At 62.2% G+C, this 20,291-nt stretch carries 17 protein-coding genes; 10 read left to right on the top strand and 7 right to left on the bottom strand.

What is annotated here, in order from left to right; all coding sequences use genetic code 11:
* Nucleotides 1–794: 794 nt before the first annotated feature.
* The gene (locus HU767_RS19925; protein ID WP_186709724.1) at nucleotides 795–2,738 is read right to left on the bottom strand and encodes a methyl-accepting chemotaxis protein; all 1,944 of its coding nucleotides are present in this window, start codon (nucleotides 2,736–2,738) and stop codon (nucleotides 795–797) included.
* A 289-nt stretch (nucleotides 2,739–3,027) separates the two neighbouring features.
* Here HU767_RS19925 and HU767_RS19930 point away from each other — a divergent pair, with 289 nt between their 5' ends.
* Nucleotides 3,028–4,071 carry a GlxA family transcriptional regulator gene (locus tag HU767_RS19930; RefSeq protein WP_186709725.1) on the top strand — a complete coding sequence of 348 codons (1,044 nt, stop codon included), beginning with the start codon at nucleotides 3,028–3,030 and terminating at the stop codon, nucleotides 4,069–4,071.
* A gap of 159 nt (nucleotides 4,072–4,230) precedes the next feature.
* Here HU767_RS19930 and HU767_RS19935 read toward each other — a convergent pair whose 3' ends face one another.
* Together HU767_RS19935 and HU767_RS19940 are read right to left on the bottom strand one after the other, a co-directional pair.
* Entirely contained in the window at nucleotides 4,231–4,644 is a 414-nt protein-coding gene (locus tag HU767_RS19935) for a hypothetical protein (RefSeq protein WP_186709726.1), read from the bottom strand.
* A gap of 398 nt (nucleotides 4,645–5,042) precedes the next feature.
* Complete coding sequence (locus HU767_RS19940; RefSeq protein ID WP_186709727.1) at nucleotides 5,043–5,765, bottom strand: pirin family protein; 723 nt, start codon at nucleotides 5,763–5,765, stop codon at nucleotides 5,043–5,045.
* Nucleotides 5,766–6,098: 333 nt separating this feature from the next.
* On the opposite strand from HU767_RS19940, the gene HU767_RS19945 reads away from it, so the two are divergent.
* Nucleotides 6,099–7,049 (top strand): GlxA family transcriptional regulator, encoded by a 951-nt coding sequence (locus tag HU767_RS19945; protein ID WP_186709728.1) that lies wholly within the window; start codon nucleotides 6,099–6,101, stop codon nucleotides 7,047–7,049.
* Nucleotides 7,050–7,233: 184 nt separating this feature from the next.
* Entirely contained in the window at nucleotides 7,234–8,712 is a 1,479-nt protein-coding gene (locus HU767_RS19950) for a winged helix-turn-helix domain-containing protein (RefSeq protein WP_186730303.1), read from the top strand.
* Here HU767_RS19950 and HU767_RS19955 read toward each other — a convergent pair.
* On the bottom strand, nucleotides 8,659–11,463 hold the full coding sequence (locus HU767_RS19955) for a winged helix-turn-helix domain-containing protein (RefSeq protein WP_186730304.1): 2,805 nt from the start codon (nucleotides 11,461–11,463) through the stop codon (nucleotides 8,659–8,661). The genes HU767_RS19950 and HU767_RS19955 overlap by 54 nt on opposite strands.
* A gap of 357 nt (nucleotides 11,464–11,820) precedes the next feature.
* On the opposite strand from HU767_RS19955, the gene HU767_RS19960 reads away from it, so the two are divergent.
* The 7 genes from HU767_RS19960 (at nucleotide 11,821) to HU767_RS19990 (ending at nucleotide 18,742) form a co-directional block, all read left to right on the top strand.
* Nucleotides 11,821–12,642 (top strand): alpha/beta hydrolase, encoded by an 822-nt coding sequence (locus HU767_RS19960; protein WP_186730305.1) that lies wholly within the window; start codon nucleotides 11,821–11,823, stop codon nucleotides 12,640–12,642.
* A gap of 132 nt (nucleotides 12,643–12,774) precedes the next feature.
* Nucleotides 12,775–13,716 (top strand): LysR substrate-binding domain-containing protein, encoded by a 942-nt coding sequence (locus tag HU767_RS19965; protein WP_186730306.1) that lies wholly within the window; start codon nucleotides 12,775–12,777, stop codon nucleotides 13,714–13,716.
* Nucleotides 13,713–14,126, top strand: coding sequence for a DoxX family protein (locus HU767_RS19970; RefSeq protein WP_186709749.1), 414 nt, complete (start codon nucleotides 13,713–13,715; stop codon nucleotides 14,124–14,126). The genes HU767_RS19965 and HU767_RS19970 overlap by 4 nt, the downstream gene beginning before the upstream one ends.
* Nucleotides 14,119–14,745, top strand: a complete 627-nt coding sequence (locus tag HU767_RS19975; protein ID WP_186730307.1) for an antibiotic biosynthesis monooxygenase — start codon at nucleotides 14,119–14,121, stop codon at nucleotides 14,743–14,745. Before HU767_RS19970 ends, HU767_RS19975 begins: the two co-directional genes overlap by 8 nt.
* Nucleotides 14,746–14,904: 159 nt before the next feature.
* A complete protein-coding gene (locus HU767_RS19980) occupies nucleotides 14,905–16,743 on the top strand; it encodes an amidohydrolase (RefSeq protein WP_186709751.1) in 1,839 nt (612 codons plus the stop codon).
* 142 nt (nucleotides 16,744–16,885) lie between these two features.
* Nucleotides 16,886–17,515 (top strand): isochorismate family cysteine hydrolase YcaC, encoded by a 630-nt coding sequence (gene ycaC, locus HU767_RS19985; RefSeq protein ID WP_186709752.1) that lies wholly within the window; start codon nucleotides 16,886–16,888, stop codon nucleotides 17,513–17,515.
* Nucleotides 17,516–17,863: 348 nt separating this feature from the next.
* Nucleotides 17,864–18,742 (top strand): LysR family transcriptional regulator, encoded by an 879-nt coding sequence (locus HU767_RS19990; RefSeq protein ID WP_186709753.1) that lies wholly within the window; start codon nucleotides 17,864–17,866, stop codon nucleotides 18,740–18,742.
* Nucleotides 18,743–18,796: 54 nt separating this feature from the next.
* Here the strand turns inward: HU767_RS19990 and HU767_RS19995 are convergent, their stop codons facing one another.
* The 3 genes from HU767_RS19995 to HU767_RS20005 form a co-directional block, all read right to left on the bottom strand.
* Nucleotides 18,797–19,273, bottom strand: coding sequence for a hemerythrin domain-containing protein (locus HU767_RS19995; RefSeq protein ID WP_053123224.1), 477 nt, complete (start codon nucleotides 19,271–19,273; stop codon nucleotides 18,797–18,799).
* Between the two features lie 290 nt (nucleotides 19,274–19,563).
* A complete protein-coding gene (locus tag HU767_RS20000) occupies nucleotides 19,564–19,839 on the bottom strand; it encodes a type II toxin-antitoxin system RelE/ParE family toxin (protein ID WP_186709754.1) in 276 nt (91 codons plus the stop codon).
* Nucleotides 19,839–20,111: a ribbon-helix-helix domain-containing protein gene (locus tag HU767_RS20005; protein ID WP_186709756.1), complete on the bottom strand. Its 273-nt coding sequence runs from the start codon at nucleotides 20,109–20,111 to the stop codon at nucleotides 19,839–19,841. Before HU767_RS20005 ends, HU767_RS20000 begins: the two co-directional genes overlap by 1 nt.
* Nucleotides 20,112–20,291 lie beyond the last annotated feature (180 nt).

Genomic DNA, 20,291 nt, shown 5'->3' on the forward strand with positions numbered 1-20,291 from the left:
CCACTGTGGGAGCGAGCCTGCTCGCGAAGGCGGTGGGTCAGCTTGCATCAGTATTGACTGTGCCGCCGCCATCGCGAGCAAGCTCGGCTCCCACAGGGTTTTGTGGTGAACGCAGACATGGCTGACACCACAAGTCCACTGTTGGAGCGGGCTTGCTCGCGAAAGCGGTGTGCCTGTCACCGGAATGCTGAATGTACCGCCGCCATCGCGAGCAAGCCCGGCTCCCACAGGGTTTTGTGGTGAACGCAGACATGGCTGACACCGCAAGCCCACTGTGGGAGCGAGCCTGCTCGCGAAGGCGGTGGGTCAGCTTGCATCAGTATTGACTGTGCCGCCGCCATCGCGAGCAAGCTCGGCTCCCACAGGGTTTTGTGGTGAACGCAGACATGGCTGACACCACAAGTCCACTGTTGGAGCGGGCTTGCTCGCGAAAGCGGTGTGCCTGTCACCGGAATGCTGAATGTACCGCCGCCATCGCGAGCAAGCCCGGCTCCCACAGGGTTTTGTGGTGAACGCAGACATGGCTGACACCGCAAGCCCACTGTGGGAGCGAGCCTGCTCGCGAAGGCGGTGGGTCAGCTTGCATCAGTATTGACTGTGCCGCCGCCATCGCGAGCAAGCTCGGCTCCCACAGGGTTTTGTGGTGAACGCAGATATGGCTGACACCACAAGTCCACTGTGGGAGCGGGCTTGCTCGCGAAAGCGGTGTACCTGTCACTCGGATGCTGGATGTGCCGCCGTCACCGCGAGCAAGCCCGCTCCCACATTTGATCTTCAGTGGACGTAAGCCCGGTTTAGAACTTGAAGCGCCCCACCAACCCCTTGAGCTGTCCAGAAATATCCGTCAAGCGCCCCGAGCCGGTCTGCGCCGTGTGAGCAAACTCTTCAACCAGCTGCGCATCGGCATGAATCTGCGCGATGTGCCGGTTGATGTCCTCGGCGACTTGGTGCTGTTGCTCTGCCGCCGTGGCGATTTGCGTGTTCTGGTCGCGAATCGAGTCCACCGAGTTGCGGATCTTGTCGAAGCTGTCCCGCGCCTGCTGGATGCGCTCGACGCTGGTGTGTGACACCTGCAGGCTGCTTTGCATCTGCTGGGTCACTTCCTGGGTGCGCCGTGCGAGGTTGCCCAGCAGGCTGTCGATCTCGCCGGTGGAGTCGGCGGTGCGGCGGGCCAGGGCCCGTACCTCATCGGCTACCACCGCAAAGCCGCGACCCTGGTCACCGGCGCGCGCGGCCTCGATGGCGGCGTTGAGGGCCAGCAGGTTGGTCTGCTCGGCGATGGAACGAATGGTGTCGAGGATGGTGTTGATGTTCTTACTGTCCTGCTCCAGCGCCTGCATGGTCTGGGTCGACTGCTGCAGGTCCTCGCTCAGTTTCAGCACGCTGCCCGTGGCTTCGCCGATATGGTGCTGACCATCGTGTACATCGCGATAGCCCTCGTCCGCACTGGTGGCGGCCTGGCTGCACGAGCGGGCCACTTCGTTGGCGGTGGCAACCATTTCGTTGAATGCGGTGCTCACCAATTCAACGGCCTGGCGTTGGCGCCCGGCGGCGTCGTTCATGTTCTGGGCCACGTGGCTGGTATCGGCTGCGGCGGTCTGCAAGTCGGAAGAGGCGCTGCCGATGCGCTGCATCAGTTGCGCGATCATGCCCAGGAATTGGTTGAACCAGCCCGCCAGGGTGGCCGTTTCGTCCTTGCCTTGCACCGAGAGTTTACGGGTGAGGTCGCCTTCACCCTCGGCGATTTCCTGCAGGCCGTTGGCTACGCCGCGAATCGGCCGCACGATGACGCTGGCGAAACTGGCGCCCACCACAGCGAAGACCGCGGCCAGCGCGGCGGCGATGATGGCGATCAGCCAAGTCAGGCTCGAAGCCTCGGCCATCACTTCATCGCGTTTGATCAGGCCAATGAAGCGCCAGCCCAACCCTTTGGAACTGACCACGTTGGCCATGTAGGGCACGCCGTCGATCTCGATCTGGGTCACGCCATCGCTGCTTTTGGCCAGCTCGGCATAGTTGGGGCCCAGGTCGGCCAGCGGCTTGAAGTTGTGCTTGGCATCGGCGGCGTCCACCAGGACGTTGCCGTTGGCTTCCACCAGCATCAGGTAGCCACTGTCGCCCAGCTTGATGTTCTTCACCAATTCGGTCAGTTGCTTGAGCGACACGTCCAGGCCGACCACGCCCACCAGCTTGCCGGCGGCGTCGGAAACCGTGTGCACGATGCCGATCAACGACACATCATCCGGCGCCCAATAATAAGCGTCGGTGCGCACGGTGGTGCCCGGCGCGGCGATGGCCGCCTTGTACCATGGACGCACCCGTGGGTCGTAGTTGGAGATTTTGGGGTCGTCAGGCCAACTGGCATAACCGCCGTCGGCCAAGCCCAGGGAAAGGTAGGCGGTCGTCGGGTGACTCTTGGCGAATCGGTCGAAGATCTCCAGCAGCTGTTTATTGTTCTCGGTAAGCGGGGTTTGTGCGGCGTCGGCACCGGAGTAGTTTTTCAGATCCTTGGCTGCGACGATCCGTGGATCCTTGGCGAAGTATTCGACGTTCTGGCTGATGCCATCGAAGAACTGCTTCATGCCGTTGTCGATCTGGCGGATTTCTCGGCCGCTGCTGTCCAGGAAGTTGGCTTTCGCAGCGTCGCGCAGGTTCAGTACGACAAGCACCGCCACCAGGATAACGGGAAGGCAGGCGATGGTCGCGAACGCCCATGTCAGCTTCTGTTTGATATTCATGACTTCTCCCGCGGAATATTTTAAGTGTTGGAACGGCGGAAACGGCTGTGGTTGGCGTTGCGAGTCTCTGGAAGGGAAAAGCGCCCATGCCTACTGCCAGTGTATCGACCAAAGTCTTAGGCACTTGAGGCTTGCCTTTTTTGGCGCGGGCCGACCGGTAGACGGCGCAGGTGCGAATGCAGCCGGCTTGACTTGTCTGGAAGATAACGTGGTCTGTGCTGCGCCTTCGCCCTGCGGCAGGGCACCCACGTGCAGCCAATCCTCATCTTTAATGTACTAACGAGGCCCTATGCCAAGCGCATTCGAGAGCGTACTCAAAAACAAGAACATGGCTTATCGGCCACTCGGATCGGCACCCGCCAGCCAGGCGCCGATCCGCGTCGCGTTTGTATTGATGGACAACTTCTCGATGATGTCTTTCACCGGTGCCGTGGACGCGCTGGTGACCGCCAACCTGATGAGCGACATGCCCCTCTACGAGGTGCTGACGGTGGGGGTGTCGGGTGGGCAGGTGACGAGCGACCTGGGCATTGTCATCTCGACGGACATCGAACTGGCGCAGATACCGGAAAACCAGGATGTGCTGATCGTTGCCGGGGGCTTTCGCGTGAAGTTGCAAGGCCATCCCTTGCTGCGCCGCAAGCTGCGGGCCAACGCGACGTCCGGGGCGATCCTGGGCGGGTTATGGAACGGTGCCTTCTTTGTGGCGGATGCCAATCTGCTGGATGGTTTCGAATGTGCTGTTCACCCAGAAAGCCGCGCCATGATGGCGGAGGTGTTCCCCCATGTGAAGGTGTCCAATCGAGCCTATGTGGTTGACCGGGAGCGGGTCAGTTGCGCGGGGGCCAACAGTTCGCTGCGCATGATGCTCCAGTTGATCCGCCAGACGGGCGGGGCGATGTTGGTGGGGGCTATCGAGGAAATCCTGCGTTGCGATGAGTCCGGCGAGGATGCGACAGACTTGCCGCCGGTTTTTGTCGAGACCGACCCGACGCTGCCGGAAAGCCTCAAGTTGGCGTTGGAACTGATGTGGCAGAACGTAGAAGAGCCCTTGACCATCGATGAACTGGCGGCGTGCGTAAAGATTTCCAAGCGCCAGTTGGAGCGGCGCTTCTGCAGTTTTCTCGGTGCGACCCCCACACGTTATTACCTGGAGCTGCGCCTGACGCGCGCGCGCCAACTCATCCAGCAGACCAATCGGTCCGTGACCGAAATCGCCGTGGCGACAGGTTTCGTCAGTTCGCCGCACTTCCAGCGTCGTTTTCGGGATTTCTTCGGTGTACCGCCTGGCAGCTACCGTTCGAAATCGGAGCGCAAGCAAGCCTTGCGATGAAGACGCTGGTTGATCAGGGATGAGTATCTGGGGCGGGGATAGGGCATTGCCGGGGAGCTATGTGGGAGCAAGGCTTGCTCGCGATGAAGATGACGCGGTCTTCTGGGAAAACGAGGCGCCTGCATCGCGAGCAAGCTTTGCTCCCACACAGCTCACGCGTCAGCTGTTATCGTCGGTTTGTGTTTCGGTAGGCAGGTCTTCGGTTTGCGGTGCGGCTTGCGATGCGGTCAAGGTCGTCTCCTTGCACAGCGTCTTGCCGACTTCATCGGCGATCGAGCCGTCGATGATTCGTCCTTGCATCTGGTCGAACTCGGCTTTCTCCAACCCTGCGAGACTGTTGTACATGCCCATGTGCCGTACATTGCGGCTGGCACAGTCGAGTTCCAGTTTCGTGTAGTTGGTGAAGTAAGTGCCCTTTCTCTGCACGGTGGCCTGGATGGCTGAACCGCTGTCGACAGACGAGACGATGGAGTACACGGCATCCGAATCATCATATAGGTATTTGATGTTCTGAACGTCCGCGGTCGCACTGCACGCAATCGAGATTAAAGCGAAGGATATGGCGGTTTTCATGCTTTCTTCCGTGAATAAGCAAGTCAGGAGAGAATTGGTGGCAAAGTGAAATCATTTTGCCTAGGCTCTTGCGTTGGGTCAATTTACTTCAGACAGTATCAATGACCGTCGGTCAGAAACGAAATGTTTTCGGGAACTTTATAGTTCGCCGTGCTTCGTGGCAACAGACGAGCGCGTTCAGATTAGACGATGATGCTGTCCGAAGCGTGCTGTAGCTCCAAATAGATCAAAGCCTGAATTTGACCCATCGTTAATCCAATGTGGGAGCGAGCTTGCTCGCGATGGCGTCAGGTCAGCTGATACTCATGTGATTGACACTCCGCTATCGCGAGCAAGCTCGCTCCCACAGGGGTTAAAGGTTGATCCATGTCATCTGTGGCAGTTTCTCCCACGGTGCTTCATGGCATCTGCGGCAATTCCTGCGGCCGCAGATCGAACACCAGCACCTCGGCATCCTGGCCATTGCTCAAGGTCAGGGCCTGCTCCTGGCGCACCCGCACGCCATCCCCTTCCTGTAATTGCACGCCGTTAAGCTCGACAGCGCCCCGGGCCACGTGCACGTAGGCATAACGATCCGCTGCCAGGGCCAGGGTGGCGCGTTGCTCGCCATCGAACAACCCGGCGTAGACCCGCGCGTCCTGGCGCACCTGGAGCGAGCCGTCGGCGCCATCCGGGGAGATGATCAATTGCAGGCGTCCCTGTTTCTGCTCGCGGCTGAAGTGCTCCTGTTGATAACGGGGGGTGGCACCGCTGACGTCGGGCACGATCCAGATCTGCAGGAAGTGCACCGGCTCGTCCGCGCTGTGGTTGAACTCGCTGTGGGCCACGCCGCTGCCGGCGCTCATCAACTGCACGTCACCGGGGCGAATGACCGAGCCCGTGCCCAGGGTGTCCTTGTGTTCCAGCGCCCCTTCGAGCACATAGGAAAAGATCTCCATGTCCCGGTGCGGATGCTGGCCAAAACCCTTGGCGGCGGCGACCCGGTCGTCGTTGATGACCAGCAGGTCGGAGAAGCCCTGTTCGTTGAGGTTGCGGTAGCTGGCGAACGAGAAGGTGTGGAACGAGGTCAGCCAGCCGTGGCGGGCAATGCCGCGGTCCGAAGCTTTGCGAAGGGTCAGCATGATGAATTCTCCTGATGTCTTTGGGCGGCGGCTGGGGCCGTTCGCCGGGTTCAGGAGAAGGTTAATGGTTACCGAGATATTCAATAAGCAGGTGGAAAACGAAAGACTGTCCGTTTTGGGTGGACAATCGAGAATGCCTACCGGCGGATGCTTCGCTTCGACATAATGCTAATCGTCAGCCCGACGATGAACTTGTGGGAGCGGGCTTGCTCGCGAAAGCAGCGCAACAAGCAGTATTTTCGTCGACTGACACGCCGCTTTCGCGAGCAAGCCCGCTCCCACATGGGATCATCTGTGGCCTACAGTTCCCTCGATTTTTTGGCGTCCCTCTTGATGAAAACCGTTGCAATGGTGCTGTTCCCGGATTTCTTGCTGCTCGACATGGCCGGGCCGCTGGAGGTGTTTTCCATCGCCAATCGTTACCTCGAGACGAACCAGCGTTATCAACTGCTGACCCTGGGGACCGAACGCGGGCCGTTGCGCGCATCCAACGGCGTGGCGGTGCAGGCCGATATCCATATCGACCAGGCCTGGGCGGCCTATGACGTGTTGTTGGTGCCGGGCGGGCCGGGGGCCTATAACGACCAGCATCCGGGGCTGCACACCTGGCTGCGCGCCGCGGCGCAACGGGCGACGCGCTACGGTTCCATCTGCACCGGCGCCTTTGTGCTCGGTGAGGCGGGCTTGCTCGACGGTTATCGCGTCACTACCCATTGGCATTACACCGAACGCCTGATCCAGCGTTTCCCCAAGGCCCTGGTGGAAACCGACAAGATCTTCCTGCAGGACCGCCGTCTGATCACCTCGGGCGGCGTCACCGCCGGGATCGACCTGGCCCTGTCCATCGTCGCCCAGGACCATGGCCGCAAAGTCGCGTTGGACGTGGCCAAGGTGTTGTTGGTGGTGATGAAACGCCAGGGTGGCCAGGCGCAGTTCAGTCCCTCGGTGGCGGCGGTGTCGACACAGGAATCGGCCATCACCCGGGTGCAGAATCATGTGATGGAGCACCTGGAAGAGCCCTTCACCATCGAACGCATGGCCGCGCTGGCCGCCATGAGTGCGCGGCATTTCGCCCGGGTCTTTGCCCGAGAAGTGAAGATGACGCCCATGGAGTTCCTGCAAGGCGCACGCATCGACCGGGCGCGTCAGTTGCTGGAAACCACTGACCTGCCACTCAAGACCGTGGCGTTTCGCAGCGGCTTCGGCAGTGTGCGGCACATGCGTTTTCTGTTCGGTGAAAAGCTCGGCCTGACTCCGGTGCAATATCGTCAGCAGTTCAGTTGAGCCGTCGGTGTCCGTCCAAGGCACCGTGATGTCCGTGGTGCTCCCTGTGCCAGCATTGTCCTGCGGCGTGCGCCTGCCAAGATAACGGCGAACCCCTTGGAAAGGATGCGCAGGAGCCCAGGGCAGATGTGTTCGGTGATCCGCACGCTGACGCCCGCACCGGTTTTCCGGCGCTGGATCGCCCATGAACAGTTTCGTCAAACCCGACAGCGAGCCGGCGGTGAGCTTCGGTCCGTTTGCCTTCTACCGGCAGCAGCGGCTGGTCACCCGTGACGGCCAGCCACTCGCATTGGGTGGTCGCGCCCTGGATGTTCTGCAGGTGCTGGTGGAGCACGCCGGCCGTTATGTCAGTAAGCAAACCCTCATCGCCCACGTCTGGCCTGACAGCGTCGTGGAAGACATCAACCTGCGGGTGCACATTGCGGCGCTGCGGCGGGCCTTCGGCGACGGGCGGGACGGCGCGCGCTATATCCTCAACCATCCACGACAAGGCTATTGCCTGGCGGTTCACGAGGACATCGAGACGCCGTTCAGTCCCCCAGCGGAGCGACACAACTTGCCCGCGCGCTTGAGCCCGTTGGTCGGCCGCGACAGAATCCTGGGACGGTTGTTGGCGCAAGTGCCTCGTCAAGCCCTGACCACCGTGACCGGCCCGGGCGGGGTCGGCAAGACCACCGTGGTGCTGCGGGCGGCAGAGCTGTTGCTTGAACATTTTGACGACGGTGTCTGGTTCGTTGACCTGGCCGCCATCAGCGAGCCCTCGCAGGTGACGGCTCAGGTGGCCGGCGCGCTGGGCCTGGCGCACGGAGCTTTTGGCCGGGGCCTGGAATCCTGCCGGATGTTGCTGGTGCTCGATGGCTGCGAGCATGTGCTCGGCGCCTGTCGGGAACTGGCCCAGGCGCTGGCTGCGACGGCACCGGGGGTGGCGCTGTTGTGCAGCAGCCGCGAACCGCTGGAACTGTCGGGCGAAAAAATCGTGCCACTGCCGGGCCTGGCCGTGGCATCGCCTCTCGAGCCGGAGCACCAGATCGTCGCATGCCCGGCGGTGCAACTGCTGGTTGAGCGGGTTAGCGCCCGGCAGCAGGATTTCAAGCCCCATGGCCGCGACTGGCTGATCCTGGCCCAGATTTGCCAGCGCCTGGACGGCTTGCCGCTGGCGCTGGAATTGGCGGCGGCCCAGGTCGACGCCTTGGGGGTGGCTGGGGTGCTCGAACAGTTGGACTACGGTTTGTCCCTCTTGAGCCATGGGCGGCGTACCGCAGTGGCCCGGCATCGGAGCCTGGAGGCGGTGTTGGATTCGAGTGTCGAGCGTTTGAGCGCTGACGAACGAACCGCGTTCCAGCGCCTGGCGGTGTTCGAGGGACCGTTTACGCTCAAGGCGGCACAGGCCGTGATCAGTTGCGCTGAACTGAGTGTCGGGCAGGTGCCCAGGTTGCTGTTGCGGTTGGCGAGCGTGTCACTGCTGATGGTCGAGCCGTTGGCCGAGGGCGGGCGTTTTCGACTGCTGCACACCACCCGCGCCTACGCCATGGACAAACTGCGGCGCAGTGGACAGTGGCCTGTGTTTCATCGGCGTTACGTACTGCAAGGCGCTTGGGGGACGCGGCGTTCACGGCCCCAACCGGCGAGTCAGCGTTTGGAGCAGCGCGTCGGCTTCCAATAGATCGGGAGTGTCGAAGCCCTCGCTGAAGCGGCGGTAGACCGGCCCGAGCAGTTCCTGCGCAGCATGCACCTGCCCTTGACGTTGCCACAAGCGGGCCAGGGAGGTCGCGCTGCGCAGCTCCCAGGCCAGGGCTTGTTGACGACGGGCCACGGCCATGGCGTCCAGCAGTTGCGCTTCGGCGGCTTCCTCCAGGGACGGCTCGTTCCGCGCCAGCAAGGTTTCGGCGCCGGCCCGCAGAATCTCCGCCGAACACCAGCCCGCGGCGCCACTGCGGGCCCGTTCCAGTTGCGCGGGGCTGACCCAATCAGGGCGCAGGGTGGCAACGATGTCCTGGATCAGCCCGTTTGACGTACTCGTCTCCAGCGTCTCGCCATCCAATACGCAGGCGTAATGGCAGGCCCAGTCATGGAACAGCATCACCGAATGTTTCTTGGCCTGTTGCTTCAACAGATCGAGCCTTTCCCGCGTGGTTGAATGATCGCCGGTGTAGTGGGCGATCACGCAGCCGGTGAGTGCCAGGGTGTAGCAGATCGAAATGCCGTGATTGATCTGCAAGGCGATCTGCAACGCCAGGTTGGCGGTGCGCCGGGCTTTCTCGGCAAAACCTTGTAGCCAGAGGATCCGCGCCAGAATCGTCAGCGCTGCCACGCTCTGGTCGTATTGCACGCCGAAGCCATGACTGAAGCGGCTGAGGTGGCCGCTCTGGGCCAGGCGCTGGATCACTTGCTCGGCCTCATGCCGCGCCGCGCCCTGGTCGCCGATGAAATGCAGTGCCAGCACCCGCAGGCGTTGGGCGCTCAAGGACAGGGTCGGGTCGCCCTGCAAACCCAGCCGATCGAAATCCAGGCTGTGGTCCAAGGCCTGTTGGTACTGGCCGCAACTGAGGTCGACGGTCATTTGCCCGGACACGGCCCGCAGCTCGCCGGCCAGGTCCTGGCATTGCCGGGCCAGTTGTCGGGCGGTGGCAAAGGCCCGCACGGTGGCCGGTGTACCGCCCTCGGTGTGGTAGTTGAAACTGGCGTGGGCCAGTTCCAGGGCCAGGGTCAAACGTGGGCAAGGACTGGGGCTGGCCCGCAGCAAGTTCAGCGCCCGGTTGACGTAGAGGCCGTGTTCCTTGAGCAGCGACAGTTCCTGCCAGAGGGGCAGGGTGCGAGCAGTCAGGCGAATCGCCACGGCGTGTGAACCCTGCGGGCCCAGGCCTCGGTCGAGTGCGGCGCGGATGTCATCGCGATAGTCGGCGTAGCGGGCGATCCACAATCGGGTAGGGGTGTTTTCCCAATCGCGTTCCGCTTGTCCCATGAGCGCCAGGCAGCGTTCGGCGTGGCGTTCCTGGCTGGCCGCCAGTTCCCCGGCTTCGGCGAGTTTTTCCAAGGCATAGCGGCGGGTGGTGTCCAGCAGGCGATAGCGCACCTCTTCATCGCCGATCTCGACGTTGAGCAACGACTTGGCGACCAACTGGCTGATCGACACCAGCACCTGTTCGGGCGCCACATGCTGGCCGACGATCACCGCCGCGGCCGAGGCCAGGTTGAAACTGCCCATGAACACCGCCAGCCGCCGCAGGCAGGTCTGCTCGCAGGCCGTGAGCAGCGCGAAGCTCCAGTCCAGCGTGGCGCGCAGGGTTTGCTGGCGCGGTGCGGCGCCGGTGTCGTTGTGGAGCAGGGCGACGCTGTCTTGCAGGTGTCGGTGAAGCTCTTCCAGAGTGAAGCGGCCAAGCTGTCCGGCCGCCAGCTCGATGGCCAGGGGAATGCCGTCCAGCCGCTGGCAGATGTCGATCACCAACGGCACCTCGCGGTCGGTCAGTTCGAAGTCGTCACGGCTGGCCATCGCACGCTCGGCAAACAGTTGCAGCGCCGGGTACTCCAGGGCGGGATAACCCTCGATGGGCATTTCACGGGGCGGGAACGCCAGGGCGTCCAGGCGCTGCATGTGTTCACCTTCGGCGCGCAGGCCTTCGCGGCTGGTGGCCAGGATGTGCAGGTGAGGCGCACCACGCAGCAAGGTTTCGCTGAGCTGGGCGATGGCGTCGATCAGGTGCTCGCAGTTGTCGAACACCAGCAACAGATGTCGTTCCTTGAGCTGTCGGGCGAGGGTGTCCAGCGGATCGCCGTCCTGCAGGGGCAGGTCGAGCAACGCACAGAGGTTGGGAGCGATCATGGCCGCGTCGTTGAGCGACGCCAGGTCCAGCAGGTGGGTGCCGTCACGGTAATGGCCGATCAGCCGTTCAGCGACCCGCAGGGCAACGGTGGTCTTGCCGATGCCGCCGGTGCCAACCAGGGTAATGAAGCGTTTTCGCGGCAGCTGGGCCACCAGGTTTTCCACCAGGGCCTGGCGGCCGATCAGGCGCGTGCGCTGCAGTGGCAGGTTGCGCGCCAGGGACGGATGGGGGATGCGCGCCAATGGGTCAAGGGATTCGAAAGCCAGCGGCGCGACAAAACTGTAGCCGCGCTGCGCCACGGTGACGATGTAGCGCTGCCCGGCCTGGCCGTCCCCGAGGGCCTTGCGCAGGGCTGCGACGTGTACGCGCAGGTTGGTGTCTTCCACCACGCTTTTGGGCCAGACCCGGGCGATCAGTTGCTGCTTGCTCACCACCTCGCCAGCATGTTCGAGCAACACCAGCAGGATCTCGACGGCCCGCCGCCCCAGGCGCAACGGTTGCTCGCCCTCCAGCACCAGGCGCTGGCGCGGATGGACCCGGTAAGGGCCGAAGTGCACCGTCTGTTCGACGGGCAGGCTGAGGTAGTGGCTCATGGTGCTCTCAATGTTCTGGTCCCGATGCCCGGGCTTTACCCGAGCATATTCCTCAGGTTTGGTGTCAAGCGCAACGGTGCAGGCTCTACTCCCGGCCTTCCAGACGCCGAACCTGTGGCGAGGGAGCTTGCTCCCGCTGGGCCGCGAAGCGGCCCCAAAGGCCCCACCTCCCAATCAATCTGACACTCCGAGGTGACAGTTCTGGGGCTGCTGCGCAGCCCAGCGGGAGCAAGCTCCCTCGCCACAAAAGCGGGTTTTTAACACCGCCGTTCCGAAAAAATTAACAACGTTTAACTCACGCAAACGCCTCCTCCGACCGGACCATGAAGCGATCCACCCACCTCAAGGAACCCTGTCATGAGCACCTTCATCACCCGCGACGGCACCGAGATTTACTACAAGGATTGGGGCACTGGGCAACCGGTGGTCTTGAGCCACGGCTGGCCGCTGAACTCGGACAGTTGGGAGGGGCAGATGATGTTCCTGGCGTCCAACGGCTACCGGGTGATCGCCCACGACCGCCGTGGACACGGCCGCTCCAGCCAACCCTGGGACGGCAACGACATGGACACCTACGCCGATGACCTGGCTGAGCTGATCGAACGGCTGGACTTGAAAGACGCGGTGTTGATCGGCTTCTCCACGGGCGGTGGTGAAGTGGCGCGCTACATCGGCCGCCATGGCGCGGCCCGCGTCGCCAAGCTCGGCCTGATCTCGGCGGTGACGCCGTTGATGCTCAGGACCGCGGCCAACCCTGGTGGCTTGCCGATTGAAGTGTTCGACGGTTTCCGTCAAGCCTCCCTGGCCGACCGTTCTCAGCTATACAAAGACGTGGCCAGCGCGTTTTTCGGCGCCAACCGCCCGGGCGCCAAGGTCTCCCAAGGCATGATCGACTGGTTCTGGATGCAAGGCATGCAGGCCGGCCACAAGAACACTTACGACTGCATCAAGGCGTTCTCGGAGACCGATCTTTCCGAAGACCTGCGCAACATCGACGTGCCGACCTTGGTGGTGCACGGCGATGATGACCAGATGGTCCCCATCGAAGCGGCCGGCATTGCCGCTGCCCAGTTGCTCAAGAACGCGCAGTTGCTGGTCTACCCCGGCGCGCCCCATGGCCTGACCGATACTCACAAGGATCGGCTGAACGCGGACCTGCTGGCGTTCATCCAGGGTTGATCAAGCCACAAACCTGTGGGAGCGGGCTTGCTCGCGAATGCGGTGGCACATTCGACATAAGTGCCAACTGACCCACCGCTTTCGCGAGCAAGCCCGCTCCCACAAGATCGGCATTCAACAGGAACAACACCCATGAACCGCAACGATTTACGCCGTCTCGACATGAACCTGCTGGTGATCTTCGAGGCGCTGATGTTCGAGAAAAACCTGACCCGCGTCGCCGAAAAGCTGTTCATGGGCCAGCCGGCGGTGAGTGCGGCGCTGGGGCGGTTGCGGGATCTGTTCGATGATCCGTTGCTGATCCGTCACGGCCGCGGCATGGAACCGACGCCGCGGGCCCTGGCGATCCTGCGAGAGCTGCAACCGGCCATGGACACCATCTCCGGCGCGGTCAGCCGGGCCAAGGCGTTCGACCCGTCCACCAGTTGCGACGTGTTTCGCATCGGTCTGTCCGACGATGCCGAATTCGGCCTGTTTCCTCCGCTGCTGAGCCAACTGCGCGAAGAAGCGCCGGGGATCATCGTGGTGGTGCGCCGGGCCAATTTCCTGCTGATGTCCTCGCTGCTGGCCAGTGGTGAAATCAGCGTCGGCGTCAGCTACACCACCGACCTGCCGGCCAATGCCAAGCGCAAGAAACTGCGGGACATTCCCTGCAAGGTCTTGCGCGGCGACAAGCGCCCGGGGCCGCTGACCCTGGACGAATACTGCTCGCGCCCCCATGCCATGGTTTCGTTTTCGGGCGACCTGAGCGGCAACATCGACTTGGACCTGGCCCGCATCGGCCGGTGCCGCAAAGTGGTGTTGGCGGTGCCGCAATTCAGCGGGCTGCGAGCATTGTTGGCGGGCACCGAGTTGATCGCCACCGTGCCCGACTACGCCGCCTGCGCACTGGTGGAAGGCTGCGCCTTGCGCGCCGAGGACCCGCCGTTCGAGATCAACGCCGCCGAACTGTCGATGGTCTGGAGCGGCGTGCATGACAACGACCCGGCCGAACGCTGGCTGCGTTCGCGCATCGCCAGCCACATGTCGCAACCACTGCCGGCCGCTGCGGCCGCGGACGGAGCCCACCGATGAACCTGACCGATGAGCGCCCGTTGCAGGACCTGGGCTTGTTGTTCCTGCGCCTGAGTGGCGGATTGTTTTTGCTGTGGGTCCACGGCTTGCCGAAGCTCTTGAATTACAGCAGCGAGCTGACCCGCATCGAAGACCCGTTCCACCTCGGCGCCGCGCCGACCCTGGTCCTGGCGATTTTCGCCGAGGTGCTGTGTCCGCTGTTGATCATGGCCGGTGTGCTGGTGCGCCTGGCGTGCCTGCCGATCCTGTTCCTGCTAGCCGTGGCGCTGCTGGTGGTGCACCCGCAGTGGAGCCTGGAAGAAGGCCAGTTTGGCTGGTTGCTGTTGATTGTATTTACCAGCGTGTTCATTGCCGGCCCTGGACGCCTGGCGCTGAACGCGCGTTTTGATGGAGTGCTGCGTCATGCCTGAGTCCCAAACCCTCGGATCCACCGCGAGCCCGGCGGTACCCGGTTTCGATGAAATCGTCACCTTGGTGGTCAAGCACCGAATCAAAGCCGGGCAGAACGATGCCTATGAGGCCTGGTTGCGGCGCATCGTCACCGTGGCTGGCCAGTGGCCGGGCCATTTGGGCGTCGATGTTGTGCGGGGCAAGCAGGACGGATTGTCATTGTTTACCTGCGTGCTGCGCTTTCGCTCCACCGAGGCCATGCAGCGCTGGCTGGACTCCCCCGAGCGGCGTGAATTGGTGGCCGAGGCTGCGCCACTGTTGGCCGACGGTGATCAGATCGAGGTCGGTTCGCACAAGGAATTCTGGTTCGCCCCGTTGGCCGATGCCGCCACGCCACCGCCGCGCTGGAAGCAATCGGTGGTGACGCTGCTGGTCATCCTGCCGCACACCTTGCTGGTGCCGTTGCTCTGGGGCCCGTTGCTGCAACTCAACGCCTTTCTGTCCAACTACGTGGTCGCCACGTTTTTGATCACCGTGACCATCGTGCTCTCGGTGGTGTACGTGTGCATGCCGCTGGCGACCCGGCTGTTCGCGCCGTGGCTGGAAGCTTCCACAACCCACGAACACTTGGAGCCCTGAGCAGCGCCGAACTTTTGTGACAAACATTGTTGTGGCGAGGGAGCTTGCTCCCGCTGGACGCGTAGCGTCCGCTCTTTTGGGGCCGCTTCGCAGCCCAGCGGGAGCAAGCTCCCTCGCCACGGATTAGTCCGCATATCCATTATTGTTGAAGGAAATCCCATGAACGCCGACCTGATTCTGTTCAATGGCCAATTCCACACCGTCGATCGCGAGAAGCCTCGCGCCAGCGCGGTCGCCATCAGCCAGGGCCGCTTTGTCGCCGTGGGCACCGACGCCGAGGCCATGGCCCTGCGCGGCAGCGGTACCCAGGTCATCGACCTCAAGGGCCGCACCGTCATTCCCGGTCTCAACGACTCGCACCTGCACTTGATCCGGGGTGGCTTGAACTACAACCTGGAGCTGCGTTGGGAAGGCGTGCCGTCGTTGGCCGATGCCTTGCGCATGCTCAAGGACCAGGCCGACCGCACGCCAACGCCGCAATGGGTTCGCGTGGTGGGCGGCTGGAACGAATTCCAGTTCGCCGAAAAGCGCATGCCGACCCTGGAAGAACTCAACCAGGCCGCCCCCGATACGCCCGTGTTCGTGTTGCACCTGTATGACCGCGCCTTGCTCAACCGCGCCGCGCTGCGTGTCGCCGGCTACACCCGCGACACGCCGAACCCGCCGGGTGGCGAGATCGTACGCGACAGCAAGGGCGAGCCCACCGGCATGCTGGTGGCGCGGCCCAACGCGATGATCCTGTACTCGACGCTGGCGAAAGGGCCGAAGTTGCCGCTGGAATACCAGGTCAACTCCACCCGCCAGTTCATGCGCGAACTCAATCGCCTGGGCCTGACCAGCGCCATCGACGCCGGCGGCGGCTACCAGAACTACCCGGACGACTACGAGGTCATCGAGCAGTTGGCCCGCGAGCAGCAGTTGACGGTGCGCATCGCCTACAACCTGTTCACCCAGAAGCCCAAGGAAGAACTCACCGATTTCAAGAACTGGACCGGCAGCGTCAAGCTGCACCAGGGCGACGATTTCCTGCGGCACAACGGTGCCGGGGAAATGTTGGTGTTCTCGGCGGCGGACTTCGAAGACTTCCTCGAACCGCGCCCGGACCTGCCACCGGGCATGGAACAGGACCTGGAGCCGGTGGTGCGTCACCTGGTGGAGCAGCGCTGGCCGTTCCGCCTGCACGCCACCTACGACGAATCCATCAGCCGCATGCTCGACGTGTTCGAGAAGGTCAATCGCGACATTCCGTTCAATGGCCTGCCGTGGTTTTTCGACCACGCCGAAACCATCACGCCGAAAAACATCGAGCGTGTACGGGCACTGGGCGGCGGTATTGCGATCCAGGACCGCATGGCCTTCCAGGGCGAATACTTCGTTGACCGCTACGGCGCCAAGGCCGCCGAAGCCACGCCACCGATCAAGCGCATGCTCGCCGAAGGCGTGCCGGTGGGCGCCGGCACCGACGCCACCCGCGTGTCGAGCTACAACCCGTGGACTTCGTTGTACTGGATGGTCAGTGGCCGCACCGTCGGCGGCCTGTCGTTGCACGAAGAGGGCCTGCCGCGCCTGACCGCGCTGGAGTTGTTCACCCACGGCAGTGCCTGGTTCTCGTCGGAGCAGGGCAAGAAAGGCCAGATCAAGGTCGGCCAACTGGCGGACCTGGCGGCCCTGAGCGCGGACTTCTTCAGCGTCGAGGAAGAAGCCATCAAGTGGATCGAGTCGGTGCTGACCGTAGTGGACGGCAAAGTGGTGTACGCCGCTGGCGACTTCGAAAAACTCGGCCCGGCCAGCGTCCCGGTGCTGCCGGACTGGTCGCCCGTGGTCAAGGTCCCGGGCCACTGGCGCCCGGCCTCACCGCTGCAGGCGCAAGTCCACCAGTGCAGCGGGCCGTGCAAGGTGCATTCCCATAGCCACGAACGGGCGCGATTGTCGAACGTTCCGGTCAGCGATTTCCAGGGTTTCTGGGGCGCGTTTGGTTGTTCCTGCTTTGCCTTTTGACTAACACATTTTCCCCTGTGGGAGCGGGCTTGCTCGCGAAAGCGGTGTGTCAGCTTGCAAGGCTGTCGGATGTGACGACGCCTTCGCGAGCAAGCCCGCTCCCACAGGGGGCCTGTAACATCCATCCCAAAGGAGTCACCCCATGAGCAACGTTCCCGCCTACAACCGTCTGAACAAAGACGACGCGGTCGTCCTGCTGGTCGATCACCAGACCGGTCTGATTTCCCTGGTCCAGGACTTCTCGCCCAACGAGTTCAAGAACAACGTATTGGCGCTGGCCGACCTGGCGAAGTTCTTCAACCTGCCGACCATCCTGACCACCAGCTTCGAACAAGGTCCCAACGGCCCGATCGTGCCGGAACTCAAGGAAATGTTCCCGGACGCGCCGTACATCCCGCGTCCAGGCCAGATCAACGCTTGGGACAACGAAGATTTCGTCAAGGCAATCAAGGCCACCGGCCGCAAGCAACTGATCATCGCCGGCGTGGTCACCGACGTCTGCGTGGCGTTCCCGACCTTGTCGGCGCTGGCTGAAGGTTTTGACGTGTTCGTCGTCACCGACGCTTCGGGTACCTTCAACGAAACCGTGCAACAAGCCGCCTGGGTGCGCATGACCGCTGCTGGCGCGCAGATGATGAACTGGTTCTCGGTGGCCTGTGAGCTGCACCGCGACTGGCGCAACGACATCGAAGGCCTGGGCAACCTGCTGTCCCAGCGCATTCCGAACTACCGCAACCTGATGAACAGCTACTCGGCGCTGACGGCCAAGTAAGCGGTTCATGTTGTATGACGCCCGCCTTGTGCGGGCGTTTTTGTGCAGGGCATTAAACCCTTGCAAACCGAACCACCGCTATCGCGAGCAAGCTTTGCTCCCACATGGGATCGGGAAAAACCTGTGGAAGCAGCTTGACCAGATCAGCTTTGCTCCCACATGGGATCGGGAAAAACCTGTGGAAGCAGCTTGACCAGATCAGCCTTGCTTCCACATGGGATCGAGGGAAAGCCTGTGGGAGCAAAGCTTGCTCGCGATGGCGATGGTACATTCGACACCTTTCCAACCTGCATTACACCACCCACAATGCCCAACTCATCTCCCTGACTGTCCACTCCAGGAATGACAATGAACCCCTTCGAAGAAATGCGCATCTTTGCCCAGGTCATGGAGTCAGGCAGTTTCACCGCCGCCGCGGACAAGCTCGGGCTGTCCAAGCAGTTCGTCAGCCGCAAGCTCATGGCACTGGAGCAGCGCCTGGGCGTGCGCCTGCTCAATCGCTCGACCCGCCGGCTGGACGTCACCCCGTTGGGCCAGCGTTACTACGAAGCGGCACTGCGCCTGCTCAATGACGTCGAACAAGTGGAGCAGGGCATCAGCGGCCAGACCAGCGAGCCCCGCGGCACGATTCGCCTCAGCGCACCGCTGTCCTTCGCTGTGGCGCACCTGGGCAGCCTGTTGCCGCTGTTTCTGCAACGCTATCCGGGCGTCAGCGTCGAGGTGGACCTGAGCGACCGTTCGGTGGATCTGCTGGGGGAGGGCTATGACCTGGCGCTGCGCATCGGCGTGCTGGAGGATTCGACCCTGATTGCCCGGCGTATCGCGACCATCGAGCGGGTGTATTGCGCCAGCCCCACCTACCTGGCGCAAAAAGGCACACCCGCGCGGCCTGAAGACCTGCGCAGCCATGACTGCCTGCCCTATGGTCACAGTCGTCAGGTGCAGTGGCGTTTCGCGGGGGCGGGCAAACCGTTGACGCTGGAGGTCACGGGGCGCATGCGCGCCAATAATGGTGATTTGCTCAGGGACGCGGCCATTGCCGGCATGGGCATCACCTATCTGCCCGCTTTCATCCTCGGCGATGCCTTGAAGGATGGTCGGCTGATCAAGGTCCTGGAAGGCTTCGAGACCGAACCGTTGGCGCTATCGGCGGTGTATCCCCAGCATCGGCAAAGTGCACGCCCAGTGCAGGCGTTGGTGGAATTCTTACGCGAACAAATGCAGTAAAGGGGCGCAACGCATTCAGCCGCCACATGACGGCTGAAGCATCTGGCGCTTTGATCAGGCGGCGAGGTTGGCGCTGCTCAGTTCTTTTTTGTACTGCGCTTTCATGGTTTCCATTTCCGCGCCCAAGGCGTCGAGCTTGGCCTTACCCAGCAGTTTTTTCGCGTGGGGGAACATTTCCTTTTCTTCTTCTTCGATGTGGTGCTCAAGCAGTTCCTTGACCACTTTCACCCGACCGGCGAATTCCGGCTGGGTTGGATCGGTGGTTTTCAGGTCCGGCAGCACCAGCGAGTCGACGGTGCGGTGTTCTTCCTTGGCCTCGTAATACATTTCAGCCTCGTCCTTGCCACCGGCTTGCTTGAACGCCGGATAAAGAATTTCTTCTTCCAGGCGGGTGTGGATGGAAATTTCCATTTCCAGTTTCGCCAACAGGTCGGTGCGTTTTTTCACGGCGCGCTCGGTCGACTCGCTCAGTTGAGTCAAGATGGCTTTGACGCGCTCATGGTCGGCTTTCAACAGATCGATGGCATTCATGGGGAGCTCCTCGGCAATTCACGGATGCGGGCAGGCTTCGAGCGCCGACGCCGCGTAAGAGCTGAATTGCATGAGCTGTGCCAGCCGAGACGGGTTTTAAAACGCTTTAAAAACAATGGGTTGAGGTGTTCTTGATTTTCAGCGTCGTGCAAGCTGCATGAGCCGGGGAAAAAACGCGTTGCAGTTTGCGCTGATGGCTAGCCACGGCGCGTTCGAATCGACATGCATCTCAGCCGATCACCAAATGGAAAGGCCACTGCGCTTTGGCAGTCAGGCTGGTCGAGCCGAAGTTATCGATCCTCACGTGTGTGCCAAAGGCGCAGCAGGTAAAGGGTGGAACTGACTATTTCATAGCGTATTTCGTAGTGGCCGACCTGAATCCTGCGCACATCTCGAGGTTCGAATTCTTCCAGGCGTTCACCCATGCGCGGGTTGGTCAGCAGAACGGTTGGCGCGGCCGTGAGTTGTTGCACGGTTCGCGCGGCGGCGGGTTGATTAACCGCCGCCAGAAACTCGTAAAGTCGAGCAATGTCGGAAAGCGCCTTGCTGGTCCACTTCAATTCCATCAGCGCGGTACCGGTAGCGGCGTGTCGGTGCTGAGACTATCGGCCCAAGCCTGGACAGCCTGGTGGTCAATCACTCGGCCAGCGTCAACATCGGCCAAGGCCTCGTGGGTCAGGCGGCTTCGCTCCTCCTCCTGGTCGATCCAGGCAGATAGCGCTTGTTTGACGATCCAGTTCCTGGAACGCTCAAGACGCTCAGCCATCAGGTCGACTTTTTCGGCCAGGTGCACGGGGACGTGAGCGGTGACCGAGCGGGTTTTGGCGGTGGTTGTCATGATGGAGTTCTCCTTTGGCAAATCGCAATGCGAGCCAGTCTTCTGGAACAGTCGCTTCTGGAAGGTGATTATAGGTGATTGGCTCTGGTTTGCTGTGGGGCAAAAATAAATCATATTAAATAAGACTTCATCGATAACTGTCTGAGCCAGACCGAGCCACGGCTGACCGCCTGTCAGACC

The organism is Pseudomonas sp. SWRI179, from assembly GCF_014268705.1.
Taxonomy (GTDB): domain Bacteria; phylum Pseudomonadota; class Gammaproteobacteria; order Pseudomonadales; family Pseudomonadaceae; genus Aquipseudomonas; species Aquipseudomonas zanjanensis.